The 15623-nt window shown below is 63.4% G+C and carries 12 protein-coding genes and 1 pseudogene; 11 read left to right on the top strand and 2 right to left on the bottom strand.

The features are described from left to right. The first annotated feature begins 121 nt into the window (after positions 1-121). The 3 genes from NGJ21_RS10295 to NGJ21_RS10285 all read left to right on the top strand — a co-directional run bounded on the left by NGJ21_RS10295 (position 122) and on the right by NGJ21_RS10285 (position 4348). A complete protein-coding gene (locus tag NGJ21_RS10295; RefSeq protein ID WP_115273393.1) occupies positions 122-2572 on the top strand; it encodes a glycogen/starch/alpha-glucan phosphorylase in 2451 nt (816 codons plus the stop codon). Between the two features lie 165 nt (positions 2573-2737). After that, positions 2738-3748, top strand: coding sequence for a class 1 fructose-bisphosphatase (locus NGJ21_RS10290; RefSeq protein WP_012312365.1), 1011 nt, complete (start codon positions 2738-2740; stop codon positions 3746-3748). Positions 3749-3751: 3 nt separating this feature from the next. Beyond that, positions 3752-4348, top strand: a complete 597-nt coding sequence (locus NGJ21_RS10285) for a DUF924 family protein (RefSeq protein WP_012312366.1) — start codon at positions 3752-3754, stop codon at positions 4346-4348. Positions 4349-4383: 35 nt separating this feature from the next. Here NGJ21_RS10285 and NGJ21_RS10280 read toward each other — a convergent pair. Beyond that, positions 4384-5637, bottom strand: a pseudogene (locus NGJ21_RS10280) (methyl-accepting chemotaxis protein); the annotation flags it as partial. 118 nt (positions 5638-5755) lie between these two features. On the opposite strand from NGJ21_RS10280, the gene bamE reads away from it, so the two are divergent. After that, positions 5756-6010, top strand: a complete 255-nt coding sequence (gene bamE, locus NGJ21_RS10275) for an outer membrane protein assembly factor BamE domain-containing protein (RefSeq protein ID WP_012312368.1) — start codon at positions 5756-5758, stop codon at positions 6008-6010. Then, positions 6007-6579 carry a lipocalin family protein gene (locus NGJ21_RS10270; RefSeq protein WP_115273394.1) on the top strand — a complete coding sequence of 191 codons (573 nt, stop codon included), beginning with the start codon at positions 6007-6009 and terminating at the stop codon, positions 6577-6579. The genes bamE and NGJ21_RS10270 overlap by 4 nt, the downstream gene beginning before the upstream one ends. Positions 6580-6612: 33 nt before the next feature. On the opposite strand, the gene NGJ21_RS10265 is transcribed toward NGJ21_RS10270, so the two are convergent. After that, the gene (locus tag NGJ21_RS10265; protein ID WP_115273395.1) at positions 6613-7977 is read right to left on the bottom strand and encodes a formimidoylglutamate deiminase; all 1365 of its coding nucleotides are present in this window, start codon (positions 7975-7977) and stop codon (positions 6613-6615) included. A gap of 143 nt (positions 7978-8120) precedes the next feature. On the opposite strand from NGJ21_RS10265, the gene hutC reads away from it, so the two are divergent. From hutC to hutI, 6 genes are all read left to right on the top strand, one after another. Further along, positions 8121-8831, top strand: a complete 711-nt coding sequence (gene hutC / locus NGJ21_RS10260; protein ID WP_187306339.1) for a histidine utilization transcriptional repressor HutC — start codon at positions 8121-8123, stop codon at positions 8829-8831. Further along, a complete protein-coding gene (locus NGJ21_RS10255) occupies positions 8828-9400 on the top strand; it encodes a HutD/Ves family protein (RefSeq protein ID WP_115273397.1) in 573 nt (190 codons plus the stop codon). The genes hutC and NGJ21_RS10255 overlap by 4 nt, the downstream gene beginning before the upstream one ends. Before the next feature lie 253 nt (positions 9401-9653). Beyond that, positions 9654-11327 carry a urocanate hydratase gene (gene hutU / locus NGJ21_RS10250; RefSeq protein ID WP_115273398.1) on the top strand — a complete coding sequence of 558 codons (1674 nt, stop codon included), beginning with the start codon at positions 9654-9656 and terminating at the stop codon, positions 11325-11327. Positions 11328-11396: 69 nt separating this feature from the next. Then, complete coding sequence (hutH, locus tag NGJ21_RS10245) at positions 11397-12929, top strand: histidine ammonia-lyase (protein ID WP_115273399.1); 1533 nt, start codon at positions 11397-11399, stop codon at positions 12927-12929. Positions 12930-12994: 65 nt separating this feature from the next. Further along, positions 12995-14398, top strand: coding sequence for an L-histidine transporter HutT (locus NGJ21_RS10240; RefSeq protein WP_115273400.1), 1404 nt, complete (start codon positions 12995-12997; stop codon positions 14396-14398). Between the two features lie 15 nt (positions 14399-14413). Next, the gene (gene hutI / locus NGJ21_RS10235) at positions 14414-15619 is read left to right on the top strand and encodes an imidazolonepropionase (RefSeq protein ID WP_251962073.1); all 1206 of its coding nucleotides are present in this window, start codon (positions 14414-14416) and stop codon (positions 15617-15619) included. Positions 15620-15623 lie beyond the last annotated feature (4 nt).

Genomic DNA, 15623 nt, shown 5'->3' with positions numbered 1-15623 from the left:
AACCTTTTGCCGGATTGGCCAAGCCGGCATGAAAACTGCGAACCGAGGCTGTCACTCCCTGTCGAAGGGTCTAGTCTCAACACTCTCCCGCCGCTTTTGCCAATTTGCCCGAGGATGCCGCATGTCCCAGGAACCCAAAGCACGTGACGCCGAGGTGGCCGACTTTCGCGCCGCTGTACTGGACAAGCTGACCTACGCGGTCGGCAAGGACCCGGAGCACGCCTTTGACCACGACTGGTTCGAGGCCATTGCCCTGGCTGCCCGTGATCACATGGTCGATCACTGGATGGATCACACCCGTCAGGCCTACCGGCGCAGCCAGAAACGGGTCTATTACCTCTCTCTGGAGTTTCTCATCGGGCGCCTGCTCTACGACAGCCTGAGCAACCTTGGCCTGCTGGACATCGCCCGTGATGCGCTGGAGGGGTTGGACGTGGACCTGGAGCGCATCCGCCTGCTGGAACCGGACGCCGCACTGGGCAATGGTGGCCTGGGCCGTCTGGCCGCCTGTTTCATGGAGAGCATGTCGACGCTGGGCATCGCCGCCCACGGCTACGGCATCCGCTATGAGCACGGGCTGTTCCGCCAGGCCATGGTCGACGGATGGCAGCAGGAACAGACCGAAAATTGGCTGGATTTCGGCAACCCTTGGGAGTTCGAGCGCGCCGAGGTGATCTACCCGATCAGTTTCGGCGGCAGCGTCGAAACGGTGCAAGATACCCATGGTCAGCAACGTCAGGTGTGGTGGCCGGGCGAGACGGTACGTGCGGTGGCCTACGACACGCCAGTGGTCGGCTGGCGGGGCTCCAGCGTCAACACCTTGCGCCTGTGGCGCGCGCGGGCGCTGGAGGAGCTGCATCTGGAGCGCTTCAATGCCGGTGACCACCTTGGCGCGGTGGCCGAAGTGGCTCGCGCCGAGAGCATCTCGCGGGTGCTGTACCCGGCCGATAGCACAGAAGCGGGGCAGGAACTGCGCCTGCGCCAGGAATACTTCTTCGTCTCGGCGTCGCTGCAGGACCTGCTGCGACGCCACTTGAACATGCACAAGGACTTGCTCAACCTGCCGGATGCTGCGGCCATCCAGCTCAACGACACGCACCCGTCGATTGCCGTGGCCGAATTGATGCGGCTGTTGGTCGACCAGCATGAAATCCCGTGGGAAAAAGCCTGGGAGCTGACCGTCGGCACCCTGGCCTACACCAACCACACGCTGCTGCCAGAAGCGCTGGAAACGTGGCCGGTGGCCCTGATGGAGCGCATGCTGCCGCGGCACATGCAGATCATCTACCTGATCAATGCCTACCATATCGATGCCCTGCGCGCGAAAGGCCTGCATGACTTCGACGTGCTGCGGGCGGTGTCGCTGATCGAGGAAGACAACGGCCGCCGGGTGCGCATGGGCAACCTTGCGTTTCTCGGCTCGCACAGCGTCAACGGGGTATCGGCGCTGCACAGCAAGCTGATGAAAAGCACGGTGTTCTCCGAGTTGCACAAGCTCTACCCCCAGCGCATCAACAACAAGACCAACGGCATTACCTTCCGCCGCTGGCTGTACCAGTCCAACCCGCAGTTGACGGCGATGCTGGTGGATGCCCTGGGCCCAGAGTTGCTTGACGACCCGCAAGGGCGCCTGGCCAACCTGGTGCCGTTCGCCGACAAGGGCGGCTTCCTCAAGCAGTTCGCCGCGCAGCGCCTGCACAGCAAGCGCGCGTTGGCCAGCATCATCCAGGAGCGGGTGGGCGTTACGGTCAACCCTGAGGCGCTGTTCGATGTGCAGGTCAAGCGCATCCACGAGTACAAGCGCCAGCTGCTCAATCTGCTGCACACCGTGGCGCTGTACCAGGCCATCCGTAACGACCCGGGCACCAACTGGGTGCCGCGGGTGAAGATCTTTGCCGGCAAGGCCGCAGCCAGCTACCACCAGGCCAAGCTGATCATCAAGCTGGCCAATGACATCGCCCGGGTGGTCAACAACGACCCTACCGTGCGCGGCCTGCTAAAGGTGGTGTTCCTGCCCAACTACAACGTCAGCCTGGCCGAGAGCATCATCCCGGCGGCGGACCTGTCGGAGCAGATTTCCACGGCCGGCTACGAGGCGTCGGGCACCAGCAACATGAAGTTCGGGCTCAATGGTGCACTCACCATTGGTACCCTCGATGGCGCCAACGTCGAGATGTGCGAACAGGTGGGTGCCGACAACATGTTCATTTTCGGCCTGACCGCGCAGCAGGTGGAGGCGCGCAAGCGTGACGGTGATTTTGGTGCCGTGGCCGCGATAGCCGCCTCCCACCGCTTGAACGATGTGCTGCAGGCGATCCGCAGTGGCGTGTTCTCCCCCGATGATCCGTCGCGCTATGCCGGGCTGATCGACGGGTTGGTGGCTTACGACCGCTTCCTGGTCTGTGCCGACTTCGATGCTTACTGGGATGCCCAGCGGCGGGTGGAGGAGTTGTGGCATACGCCGCAGGCGTGGTGGCGGATGGCGGTGCTCAACACCGCGCGAATGGGGTGGTTCTCTTCGGACCGGACCATTCGCGAGTATGCGACCGAGATCTGGAAGGTGCTGGATTGAGGCTTGGGGCCGCACAGCGGCCCCACCTGACCATCGGCCTGGTGAGCGCTGAACTACCGACCTGTTGTGCCGTCTGACTGCCCAGGCGTGTCTCTTTACTCGCTAGCATTGAACTCTCCCTGTAAACTGCGGGGGTTTTTCTCCCCCATCCTTTCGGAGCCATACATGTCCCGCGTTACCTTGAGTCGCTATCTGATTGAGCAGACCCGCAGCAACAATACCCCTGCCGATCTGCGCTTCCTGATCGAAGTGGTGGCGCGTGCGTGCAAGGAAATCAGCCATCACGTGTCCAAGGGCGCCCTTGGCGGCGTGCTGGGCAGCATGGGCACTGAAAACGTGCAGGGCGAAGTGCAGAAGAAGCTCGACGTGATTTCCAACGATATCCTGCTCGAGGCCAACGAGTGGGGCGGCCACCTGGCCGGCATGGCGTCCGAGGAAATGGACAACGCCTACCAGATCCCGGGCCGATACCCCAAAGGTGCCTACCTGCTGGTCTTCGACCCGCTGGACGGCTCGTCGAACATCGACGTCAACGTTTCGGTCGGCACCATCTTCTCGGTACTGCGTTGCCCTAACGAATACCTGAGCCAGAACGAAACCCTGAACGAAAACGCCTTCCTGCAGCCAGGTACCGAGCAGGTCGCCGCCGGTTATGCCATCTATGGCCCGCAGACCATGCTGATCCTGACCCTGGGCAACGGCGTCAAGGGCTTCACCCTGGACCGTGAGCTGGGCAGCTTCGTGCTGACCCACGAAAACATCCAGGTCCCGGCAACCACCGCCGAGTTCGCCATCAACATGTCCAACCAGCGCCACTGGGAAGCCCCGGTCCAGCGCTACGTGGGCGAGCTGCTGGCCGGTGAGACCGGGCCGCTGAAAAAGAACTACAACATGCGCTGGATCGCCTCGATGGTGGCCGACGTGCACCGTATCCTGACCCGTGGCGGTCTGTTCATGTACCCGCGCGACGCCCGCGAGCCGAGCAAGCCGGGCAAGCTGCGCCTGATGTACGAAGCCAACCCGATGTCGTTCATCATCGAGCAGGCCGGCGGCGCTTCTACCAACGGTTACGAACGCATCCTCGACATCAAGCCAGAGAGCCTGCACCAGCGTGTATCGGTGATTCTCGGCTCGAAGGAAGAGGTCGAGCGCGTCACCGCCTATCACAAGGAGTAAATCATGCTCGCACCTTGGCAGCCGTTGCTGGAGTGGTGGTTCGGTTGGGGCACCAGTCCCCAGGCCGTGGCTGACGAGAAGAGCACGCTGTGGTTCGGCAAGCATCACGATGCCGAAGCCCAGGCGCTGTTTGGCGAGCTCGTCGAGCATGCCCTGGCGGGTGGGCTCGAGGAGTGGCAGCAAAGCCCTCAGGGCTGGCTCGGCCTGTTGATACTGCTGGACCAGCTGCCGCGCATGATCTACCGCGACACGCCGCGCGCTTTCGAGGGCGACCGGCGTGCCCAGGTGGTGGCCATGCAGGGGCTGCAGAAGGGCTGGGATTACCAGCTGCTGCCGATCCAGCGGGTATTCGTGCTGCTGGTGCTGGAGCATGCCGAGGTGCTGGACTGGCAGAACCTGTGCGTTGAGCGGTACCAGGTGCTGCTGGATGAGCAGCCCGAGGCCAACCGTCGGTTGTTCGAAGGGTTCCTCGACTATGCCGAGCAGCACCAGCGGGTGATTGCCCGGTTCGGGCGCTTCCCGCATCGCAATCTGTTGCTGGAGCGGCCGAGCACCAGTGAAGAGATGGACTTTTTGCTGGAGCCTGGCTCCAGGTTTTGAGTGATGAATGGGGCCGCAAAGCGGCCCCGTTCGTTTCAGATCCTGAAACTCCCTACCAGGTGCTTCAACCGTTCGACCTGGTGTTCAAGGTCGGTGCAGGCACGCAAGGTGCTCTGCAGGTTCTGCACCCCTTCCTGGTTCAGCGTATTGATCTCGGTGATGTCGACATTGATCGACTCGACCACCGCCGTCTGCTCCTCGGTAGCGGTAGCCACTGACTGGTTCATGCCATCGATTTCGCCAATACGCTGGGTCACGCTGCCCAGGCGCTCACCGGCCTGGTTGGCAATCCCGACGCTCTGGTCGCTGTGCTCACGGCTCTGGTTCATGGTGCTGACGGCCATCTGGGCACCGGCCTGCAATTCCTCGATCAGGCGCTGGACCTGCTGCGCCGACTCCTGAGTGCGGTGCGCCAGGTTGCGGACTTCGTCGGCGACCACGGCAAAACCGCGCCCGGCTTCACCGGCACGGGCCGCCTCGATCGCGGCATTCAGGGCCAGCAGGTTGGTCTGCTGGGAAATGCCGCTGATCACATCGAGAATCTGGCCGATGTTGGCGGTGTGGGCATTGAGCGTCTCGATGTTGCCGCATGAATCGCTGATGCGCGCCGACAGCTGGTTCATCACATCGATGGTGCGCCCGACCACCTGCTGGCCGTCTTCGGCCAGGCCGCGTGCCTCACTGGAGTGTTGCGAAGCCAGCGCTGCGTTCTGGGCGATCTCCTGGGCTGCGGCACCCAGCTGGTTGATGGCCGCGGCCACGCTGTTGGTGCGGCTGGCCTGCTGGTCGGCATTGTGGATCGAGGCATTCGAGGCGCTCACCACCTGCGTGGCCACCGCATTGACTTGGCCAGTGGCCGAGGCCACTTCGCGGATCGATTCGTGAATACGCTCGACGAAACGGTTGAACGACTGGCCAAGGCTGCCGAACTCGTCCTGCGCGTGGATGGCCACGCGCCGGGTCAGGTCACCTTCGCCTTCGGCAATGTCATGCATGGCGCGACCCATCAGGTGCAAGGGCTCCATCAACACGCGGATCAGCAGACCGAGCAGGGCGATGATGACCAGTATCGCGATCAGCGTCGCGACGATGGCCGAGGTACGCAGCTCGCTGAGCATGGCGAATGCCGCGTCCTGGTCGACCACAAGGGCCACGTACCAGTCCGCTGAGGGCACGCCGTCGACGTGGGTGAAACTGATGAACTGCTTGCGCCCATCCAGCTCGACTTCCTTGAGGCCGCTGCTGATGTGCGGCGTGTTGCCTGGGTAGGCATCCGCCAAGGGCTTGAGCGCCTGCCGACCAACGGTGTAGAACGAAAAAGGCCTGTCAGGGAACCAGGGACCGTTTTTCCCGTCGAAGGTCCCTGCAGGCCTCTCGCCTGCATCCACCTTTCAGGAGTGTTCCTTCATGTCGTTGCGTTCCCTCGCCCTGTTGTCCCTGTGCGTCATCCTGACTGCGTGCAGCAAGATCAATCAGGAAAACTATTCCAAGCTCAAGGCCGGCATGAACAAGGCCGAGGTCGAGCAACTGCTCGGCACGCCCACCGAGTGCTCCGGCGCACTGGGCATGAGCAGCTGTACCTGGGGGGACGAAAAGAGCTTCATCAGCGTGCAGTATGCGGCTGACAAAGTACTGATGTATTCAGGGCAGGGCCTCAAATGACGCGTCTGCACCTGCTGCTGGGGTTGTGCCTGGTGATGCTGCTGGGTGGCTGCGCCACGTCGGCCAACGACCCGTTGGCACCCAAGACCGCCGGCGATATCGACCTCAAGCGCTACCAGGGCAAATGGTACGAGCTGGCGCGCTTGCCCATGCCTTACCAGAGCGAATGCGCCCAGTCCGAGGCGCATTACAACCTCAAGCCTGATGGTTCGTACGGGGTGCTGAGCCGCTGCCGCACCATGGGTGACGAATGGCTGCGCGCCGAGGGGCATGCCAACATCCAGCAGCCGGGGCATACCGACAGGTTGTGGGTGGAGTTCGACAACTGGTTCACCCGCCTGGTACCGGGCCTGACCAAGGGCGAATACTGGATCCTGTACGTGGACGACCGCTACCGCACGGCCATTGTCGGCAGCCCCGACCGCAAGTACCTGTGGATACTGTCGCGTACGCCGACCCTGCCGGCATGGGAGCGCGAGAGCCTGCTGGCCAAGGCACGTCAACAGGGCTACGACACCAGCCGCTTGATCTGGCGCATGGCGGACAAGCAGATCGTGCAGATGCATTGAGGCCTTAAGGGCCGCTTTGCGGCCCTTTTGTCGTCAGCCCAATAACTGTCGCAACACCTCGACATACGCCCGAGCGCTTTCCTCTTCTTGCCCGTGGCGCCCCTGGCGCACCACCCACTGCCCGTTGACCATCACATCGCGTACCTGGCGGTCGCTCCCGGCAAACAGCCAGCGGTTGAGAATTGCATCTTCGTCGGCCGTGGCGATATACGGGTCTTGCCCATCCAGCACCAGCCAGTCGGCACGTTTGCCCACGGCCAGCTCACCCACGGGCTGCCCCAATGCCTGAGCCCCACCCATCAGTGCCGCGTCATACAGGGTGCGGCCAACCATCGGCTGATCTTCGCGATAAAGCCGGTTGCGCCGCTGGTCACGAAGGCGCTGGCCATATTCGAGCCAACGCAGCTCTTCGACCACGCTCAGCGATACATGGCTGTCAGAGCCGATACCCATCCGGCCACCCTGGCTCAGGTAGTCCACTGCCGGGAAAATCCCGTCACCCAGGTTGGCTTCGGTGGTCAGGCACAAACCGGCCACCGCGCCACTGCCGGCCATTGCCGCCACTTCGTCAGCCTGCGCGTGGGTGGCATGCACCAAGCACCAGCGCGCATCCACCTGCACATGCTCATACAACCACTGCAACGGGCGCAGGCCGCTCCAGGCGAGGCAGTCGTCCACTTCCTTCTGTTGCTCGGCGATATGAATATGGATCGGACATTGCTGATTGCCCGCTGCCAATACCTGGGCAATCTGCGCCGGCGTGACCGCCCGCAGCGAGTGGAAGCACAAACCCACCTGCTGCGCGGGTTGCGCGGCGATTGTCGCAGCGAGTTGTGCGTGCAGTTGCAGGTACTGCTCGGTGGAATTGATGAAGCGCCGCTGCCCCTCGTTGGGTGGCTGGCCACCGAAGCCGGCATGGCTGTACAGCACCGGCAGCAGGGTCAGGCCGATACCGCTGCTGGCCGCCGCCGCGCTGATGCGGCGGGACAGCTCGGCTGGGTCGGCATAGGCCTTGCCCGCCTGGTCATGGTGCACGTAGTGGAACTCGGCCACCGAGGTGTAACCGGCCTTGAGCATCTCGATGTACAGCTGGCGGGCGATGACCTGCAGTTGTTCCGGGGTGATCTTGCCGACCAGGCGATACATCAGTTCGCGCCAGGTCCAGAAACTGTCGTTGGGGTTGCCCGCCACTTCTGCCAGGCCGGCCATTGCGCGTTGAAAGGCATGCGAGTGCAGGTTGGGCATGCCGGGCAGAAGTGGCCCGGCCAGCCGTTCGGCGCCGTCGGCCGAAGCGCCGGAGTCGATATGGGTCATTGTGCCATCGCTGGCGACCTCGATTCGGACATCGCTGGCCCAACCATCGGGCAGCAGGGCGCATTCGGCGAAGTAGGCGGACATCTGTGAAATCCTGTTATGGCTGACTTGTATATACATATACAGTTGTTTGCCTGCCGGGTAAACTGCGGCAAGCTACCGCCCATTCAATCGCACAAGGATCCAACGCCGTGCCGACACCTCCTGTCTCCGCGCTGGTTGCCCAGATGGGCGAGGGCCCGGCGCCGCTGTACGCGCGGGTCAAACAGATGATCATCCAGCAGATCGACAACGGCAGCTGGCCGCCCCATCACCGGGTCCCTTCGGAGAGCGAACTGGTCAGCCAGCTGGGATTCAGCCGCATGACCATCAACCGCGCCCTGCGTGAGCTCACTGCCGAAGGCCTGCTGGTGCGCATGCAGGGGGTAGGGACATTCGTTGCCGAACCCAAGAGCCGCTCGGCGTTGTTCGAAGTCAACAACATCGCCGACGAGATTGCCGCGCGTGGCCACCAGCATAGCTGCCAGGTGATCACCCTTGCTGAAGAAGCGGCCGGTTCCGAGCGCGCTCTGGCACTGGACATGCGCGAAGGCCAGCGGGTGTTCCATTCGATGATCGTGCATTACGAAAACGGCATCCCGGTACAAATCGAGGACCGCTACGTCAACGCGGCGATCGCGCCCGATTACCTCAAGCAGGATTTCACTCGGCAGACGCCTTACGCCTACTTGTCCCAGGTTGCACCGTTGACCGAGGGTGAGCACGTGGTCGAGGCGATCCTGGCCGAGCCGCACGAGTGTCAACTGCTGCAAATCGAACGGGGCGAGCCTTGCCTGCTGATTCGCCGCCGTACCTGGTCTGGTCGCCAGCCGGTGACGGCCGCACGGTTGATCCACCCTGGTTCCCGTCATCGCCTGGAAGGACGTTTCAGCAAATGAGCACGTTGCAGTTGTTGCGTGCGCAGGACTACCCGCGGATGCCGTGGAAGAACGGCGGGGGCTTCACCGAGGAAATCACCCGCGACAGTGGCGAGGGCCTGGAGGGGTTCGGCTGGCGCCTGTCGATTGCGGATATCGAAGCGTCTGGTGGTTTCTCGATGTTTGCGGGCTACCAGCGGATCATCACGGTCTTGCAGGGGGATGGCATGCGCCTGCTGGTCGACGGGCAGGCCAGCCGGCCGCTGTTACCGTTCGACGCCTTCGCTTTCGCTGGCGAGAGCCAGGTCAGTTGCAAGCTGCTGGGTGAGAGGATTCGTGATTTCAACCTGATCTACTCGCCGCAGCGCTATCGCGCGCGCTTGCAGTGGTTCGATGGTACCAGCCGGTTGTTCAGTTCGGCGTCGACTGTGCTGCTGTTTTCGGGCAGTAACCAGGTTGAGGTGCAGTTGGCCGGGCATGGTTTGGAGCGGCTGGGCTTGTATGACTGCCTGCGGCTCGAGGGGAACGACACGCTGCTGGAGTTGCAGGTTCAGGGGCGGTTCTGCCTGATCGAGCTGATTCCAACCTGAGCTGGCTGAGGCTGCTGTGCAGCCCTTTCGCGACACAAGGCCGCTCCGGAAACCGCGCCCGTCTGGGCAAACGCGATCTGTGTAGGAGCGGCCTTGTGTCGCGAAAGGGCCGCGCAGCGGCCCCGGTTTTCTCCAGGCTCTTCAAAAGCGGTCCCACTATTTTGGTTGTCCATGCTTGTACATACAAGTAAAGGTGTGTTTGTATATCCAACACGACACACCTGCCCGCGGACGACCGCAGAGGACCCTTCCCGTGACCGACAACAATAAATACCGTGACGTTGAAATCCGTGCCCCACGTGGCAACAAGCTGACCGCCAAAAGCTGGCTGACCGAAGCGCCACTGCGCATGCTGATGAACAACCTCGACCCGCAGGTCGCGGAAAACCCCAAGGAACTGGTGGTTTACGGTGGTATCGGTCGCGCCGCCCGCAACTGGGCCTGCTACGACAAGATCGTCGAAACCCTGACCCGCCTGGAAGATGACGAAACCCTGCTGGTGCAGTCGGGCAAACCGGTCGGGGTATTCAAAACCCACAGCAACGCTCCACGCGTTCTGATCGCCAACTCCAACCTGGTGCCGCACTGGGCCAACTGGGAACACTTCAACGAACTGGACGCCAAGGGCCTGGCCATGTACGGCCAGATGACCGCCGGCAGCTGGATCTACATCGGCAGCCAAGGCATCGTCCAAGGCACCTATGAAACCTTCGTCGAGGCCGGCCGCCAGCACTACGGTGGCAGCCTCAAAGGCAAGTGGGTACTGACTGCAGGCCTTGGCGGCATGGGCGGCGCCCAGCCCCTGGCCGCGACTTTGGCCGGCGCCTGCTCGCTGAACATCGAATGCCAGCAGAGCCGTATCGATTTCCGCCTCCAAACCCGCTACGTCGACGAGCAGGCCAAAGACCTCGATGACGCCCTGGCGCGCATCGCCAAGTACACCGCCGAAGGCAAGGCCATCTCCATTGCCCTGCATGGCAACGCCGCAGAAGTCCTGCCGGAGCTGGTCAAGCGTGGTGTGCGCCCGGACATGGTCACCGACCAGACCAGCGCCCACGACCCGCTCAACGGCTACCTGCCGGCCGGCTGGACCTGGGAGCAGTACCGTGACCGCGCGCAGACCGAGCCGGCTGCCGTGGTCAAGGCTGCCAAGCAGACCATGGCCGTGCACGTACAAGCCATGCTCGACTTCCAGAAGCAGGGCATTCCGACTTTCGACTACGGTAACAACATCCGCCAGATGGCCAAGGAAGAGGGCGTAGCCAACGCGTTCGATTTCCCAGGCTTCGTACCGGCATACATCCGCCCGCTGTTCTGCCGCGGCGTGGGGCCGTTCCGCTGGGCTGCGCTGTCCGGCGAAGCCGAGGATATCTACAAGACCGATGCCAAGGTCAAGGAACTGATCCCCGACGACGCCCACTTGCACCGCTGGCTGGACATGGCCCGTGAGCGCATCAGCTTCCAGGGCCTGCCAGCGCGCATCTGCTGGGTTGGCCTGGGCCTTCGCGCCAAGCTGGGCCTGGCCTTCAACGAAATGGTACGCAGCGGCGAGCTGTCGGCGCCGATCGTCATTGGCCGTGACCACCTGGACTCAGGCTCCGTATCGAGCCCCAACCGTGAAACCGAATCGATGCGTGACGGTTCTGACGCCGTCTCCGACTGGCCGTTGCTCAACGCCTTGCTCAACACTGCCAGCGGCGCTACCTGGGTTTCGCTGCATCACGGTGGTGGGGTAGGCATGGGCTTCTCGCAGCACTCGGGCATGGTCATCGTCTGCGATGGTACCGATGAAGCCGCCGCACGCATCGCCCGTGTGCTGACCAACGACCCGGGCACCGGTGTCATGCGCCACGCCGACGCCGGCTACGACATCGCCGTGGACTGCGCCAAGGAACAAGGCCTCGACCTGCCAATGATCACAGGCTGATCGCTGCACTTTGACCGATACTGAACAACAAGAAAGGGCCTGCGGGCCCTGACAGAATGGAGTAGCGAAGTGACCGAACTGACCCTCAAGCCTGGCACCCTGACCCTGGCCCAGCTGCGCGCAATCCACGCCGCACCCGTGCGCCTGCGCCTGGACGCCAGCGCCGATCAGCCGATCAACGACAGCGTCGCCTGCGTCGAACAGATCCTTGCCGAAGACCGCACCGCCTACGGTATCAACACCGGCTTCGGCCTGCTGGCTTCGACCCGTATTGCCAGCCATGACCTGGAAAACCTGCAGCGCTCGCTGGTGCTGTCCCACGCCGCCGGTATCGGCGCGCCGCTGGACGACGACCTGGTGCGGCTGATCATGGTGCTCAAGATCAACAGCCTCAGCCGTGGTTTCTCCGGCATCCGGCGCAAGGTGATCGATGCGCTGATCGCCTTGGTCAACGCTGAAGTCTATCCGCATATACCACTCAAAGGCTCTGTCGGCGCCTCCGGCGACCTGGCACCGCTGGCGCACATGTCGCTGGTGCTGCTCGGCGAAGGCAAGGCACGGTACAAGGGCCAGTGGCTGTCGGCCACTGAAGCCCTGGCCGTTGCTGGCCTGGAGCCACTGACCCTGGCCGCCAAAGAGGGCCTGGCGCTGCTCAATGGCACCCAGGCGTCCTCGGCTTACGCCTTGCGCGGCCTGTTCTACGCCGAAGACCTGTACGCCGCCGCCATCGCCTGCGGTGGTCTGACCGTTGAAGCGGCACTGGGCTCGCGTGCGCCATTCGATGCACGGGTGCATGCCGTGCGTGGTCAGCGGGGCCAGATCGATACCGCCGCCTGTTTCCGCGAACTGCTGGGTGATACCAGCGAGATTTCCCAATCGCACAAGAACTGCGACAAGGTTCAGGACCCGTACTCGCTGCGTTGCCAGCCGCAGGTCATGGGCGCCTGCCTCACCCAGTTGCGCCAGGCCGCCGAAGTGCTCGGCATCGAGGCCAACGCGGTGTCGGACAATCCGCTGGTGTTCGCTGCCGAGGGCGATGTGATCTCGGGTGGCAACTTCCACGCAGAGCCTGTAGCCATGGCCGCTGACAACCTGGCCCTGGCCATCGCCGAAATCGGCTCGCTGAGCGAGCGCCGCATTTCGTTGATGATGGATAAGCACATGTCGCAGTTGCCGCCATTCCTGGTGGAAAACGGTGGGGTCAACTCCGGCTTCATGATCGCTCAGGTCACGGCTGCGGCCCTGGCCAGCGAGAACAAGGCCCTGTCGCACCCCCACAGCGTCGACAGCCTGCCCACCTCGGCCAACCAGGAAGACCACGTGTCGATGGCCCCGGCTGCGGGCAAGCGCCTGTGGGAAATGGCCGAGAATACCCGCGGCGTGCTGGCCATCGAATGGCTGGGCGCCTGCCAGGGGCTGGACCTGCGCAAGGGGCTCAAGACCTCGGCCAAGCTGGAGCAGGCGCGCCAGGCGCTGCGCAGCGAAGTGCCGCACTACGACCGTGACCGTTTCTTTGCGCCGGATATCGAAAAGGCCGTCGAGCTGTTGGCCAAGGGCAGCCTGACCGGCCTGCTGCCGGCAGGCGTTCTGCCCAGCCTGTGATGCCCTTGGGGCCGCCATGCGGCCCATTCGATCTCACGACCACAAAAACAAGATCAGGACGTGACATGCAACAAGCTCAAGGTCTCAAGCGTGGGCTATCGGCCCGCCACATCCGTTTCATGGCGCTCGGTTCCGCAATCGGTACCGGGCTTTTCTACGGTTCGGCCTCTGCCATCCAGATGGCCGGGCCGGCCGTGCTGCTGGCCTACCTGATTGGCGGCGCCGCCGTGTTCATGGTCATGCGCGCCCTCGGCGAGATGGCCGTGCACAACCCGGTCGCCGGCTCCTTCGGCCATTACGCCACCACCTACCTCGGCCCCATGGCCGGCTTCATCCTCGGTTGGACCTACGCCTTCGAAATGGTCATCGTCGCCATCGCCGATGTCACCGCCTTTGGTATCTACATGGGCTTCTGGTTTCCTGAAGTGGCCCGCTGGATCTGGGTGCTGGGCATCGTCTTCCTGATCGGCGGCCTGAACCTGTGCAACGTCAAGGTGTTCGGCGAGATGGAGTTCTGGCTGTCGCTGCTCAAGGTCGGTGCCATCGTCGCGATGATCCTTGCCGGCCTTGGCATCATGGCTTTCGGCTTAAGCCAGGTTGGCACCGGGCATGCGGTCGGTTTGAGCAACCTGGTCGAGCACGGCGGCTTCATGCCCAATGGCGTCGGCGGCTTGATCGCGTCCTTCGCGGTGGTCATGTTCGCCTTCGGCGGCATCGAAATCATCGGCGTCACCGCCGGTGAGGCCAAGGACCCGCAACGGGTCATCCCCAGGGCCATCAATGCCGTGCCGTTGCGTATCCTGCTGTTCTACGTACTGACCCTGTTCGTGCTGATGTGCCTTTACCCGTGGCCGCAGATCGGCAGCGAAGGTAGCCCCTTCGTGCAGATATTCAGCAACCTGGGCATCGGATCGGCGGCGGCAGTGCTCAACGTCGTGGTGATTTCCGCTGCGGTTTCTGCCATCAACAGTGACATCTTCGGCGCGGGTCGCATGATGTACGGCCTGGCCCAGCAAGGCCATGCGCCACGCGGCTTCAGCCAGCTGTCCAGGCACGGAGTGCCGTGGATGACCGTGGTGGTGATGGGGGCTGCGCTGTTGATTGGCGTGGTGCTCAACTACCTGATCCCCGAGAACGTGTTTCTGCTGATCGCGTCCATCGCCACGTTCGCCACCGTGTGGGTGTGGTTGATGATCCTGGTTACCCAGGTTGCCATGCGCCGCAGCATGAGCCGCGAGGAAGCGGCCCGGCTCAAGTTCCCGGTACCGTTCTGGCCCTACGGCCCGGCCATGGCCATTGCGTTCATGGTGTTCATCTTTGGCGTGCTCGGTTACTTCCCCGATACACAGGCAGCGTTGCTTGTCGGTGTGATCTGGGTGGTGTTCCTGGTTGCGTCCTACCTGTTGTGGTGCAAGCCGCGAGCAGGGCAGGGCGAGGTGGCCCAGGCAGCGGCCGAGCTGCATCGCTAGTTCAGGAGATTGCATATGAGAACCCTCTGGCAGCACTGCCATGTGGCAACCATGGTGGACGGCCGTTACTCGATCATCGAGGACGCAGCGATCGTTACCAGCGGCGGCGTGATCGAATGGCTCGGCCCACGTAGCGAAATGCGGCCGGTCGAGGCGCAACGTACGGTTGACCTGGGCAATGCCTGGGTCACCCCCGGGATGATCGACTGCCACACCCACGCCGTGTTCGGTGGCAACCGCAGTGGCGAGTTCGAGCAGCGCTTGCAGGGTGTAGGTTATGCCGAAATCGCTGCGCAAGGCGGGGGCATCGCCAGTACCGTGCGGGCCACCCGCGCGGCCAGCGAGGATGAGCTGTTCGCCAGTGCCCGCGAGCGGGTACAGGCGCTGATGCGCGATGGTGTAACCACAATCGAAATCAAGTCCGGCTACGGCCTGGACCTGGCCAACGAGCGCAAGATGCTGCGTGTGGCCAGGCGCCTGGCCGACGAATTGCCGGTTGCTGTGCGCGCTACCTGCCTGGCCGCCCACGCCTTGCCGCCGGAATATGCCGGTCGCGCCGACGACTACATTGCGCACATCTGCGACCAGATGCTGCCCGCGCTGGCCGCCGAGGGGCTGGTGGATGCCGTGGACGCCTTCTGCGAGCACCTGGCGTTTTCCCCGGCGCAGGTCGAGCAGGTTTTCATCACGGCGCGCGAACTGGGCTTGCCGGTCAAGCTGCACGCCGAGCAGCTCTCGTCGCTGCACGGCTCCAGCCTGGCAGCGCGCTACCAGGCGCTGTCGGCCGACCACCTGGAATTCATGACCGAGGAAGATGCCATGGCCATGGGCGAGGCCGGCACTGTCGCCGTGCTGCTGCCCGGCGCGTTCTACTTCCTGCGCGAAACCCAACTGCCTCCAATGGACGCCTTGCGCCGCCACGGCGTGAGGATTGCCCTTGCCAGCGACCTCAATCCTGGCACATCGCCAGGTCTGTCGCTGCGGCTGATGCTGAACATGGGGTGCACGCTGTTTCGCATGACGCCGGAAGAAGCCCTGGCTGGCGTTACCATCCATGCCGCCACGGCGCTGGGCATGGGCGACACCCATGGTTCGCTGGAGGTCGGCAAGGTGGCGGACTTTGTCGCCTGGCAGATCGAGCGCCCCGCCGACCTGGCCTATTGGCTGGGCGGCGACCTGCCCAAGCGCGTGGTGCGCAAAGGCCATGAAATATCCCACTGAGCGA

The organism is Pseudomonas sp. Marseille-Q5299, assembly GCF_943737035.1.
GTDB lineage: Bacteria > Pseudomonadota > Gammaproteobacteria > Pseudomonadales > Pseudomonadaceae > Aquipseudomonas > Aquipseudomonas putida_E.
This window is presented reverse-complemented; position numbering and strand designations above follow the sequence as displayed.

Coding starts and splice junctions, on each gene's coding strand:
- bamE (WP_012312368.1), top strand. CDS start 5,756: ATGTCGTTGCGTTCCCTCGCCCTGTTGTCCCTGTGCGTCATCCTGACT.
- hutI (WP_251962073.1), top strand. CDS start 14,414: ATGAGAACCCTCTGGCAGCACTGCCATGTGGCAACCATGGTGGACGGC.
- NGJ21_RS10265 (WP_115273395.1), bottom strand. CDS start 7,977: ATGTCCGCCTACTTCGCCGAATGCGCCCTGCTGCCCGATGGTTGGGCC.
- NGJ21_RS10290 (WP_012312365.1), top strand. CDS start 2,738: ATGTCCCGCGTTACCTTGAGTCGCTATCTGATTGAGCAGACCCGCAGC.
- NGJ21_RS10285 (WP_012312366.1), top strand. CDS start 3,752: ATGCTCGCACCTTGGCAGCCGTTGCTGGAGTGGTGGTTCGGTTGGGGC.
- NGJ21_RS10255 (WP_115273397.1), top strand. CDS start 8,828: ATGAGCACGTTGCAGTTGTTGCGTGCGCAGGACTACCCGCGGATGCCG.
- NGJ21_RS10295 (WP_115273393.1), top strand. CDS start 122: ATGTCCCAGGAACCCAAAGCACGTGACGCCGAGGTGGCCGACTTTCGC.
- NGJ21_RS10270 (WP_115273394.1), top strand. CDS start 6,007: ATGACGCGTCTGCACCTGCTGCTGGGGTTGTGCCTGGTGATGCTGCTG.
- hutC (WP_187306339.1), top strand. CDS start 8,121: ATGGGCGAGGGCCCGGCGCCGCTGTACGCGCGGGTCAAACAGATGATC.
- NGJ21_RS10240 (WP_115273400.1), top strand. CDS start 12,995: ATGCAACAAGCTCAAGGTCTCAAGCGTGGGCTATCGGCCCGCCACATC.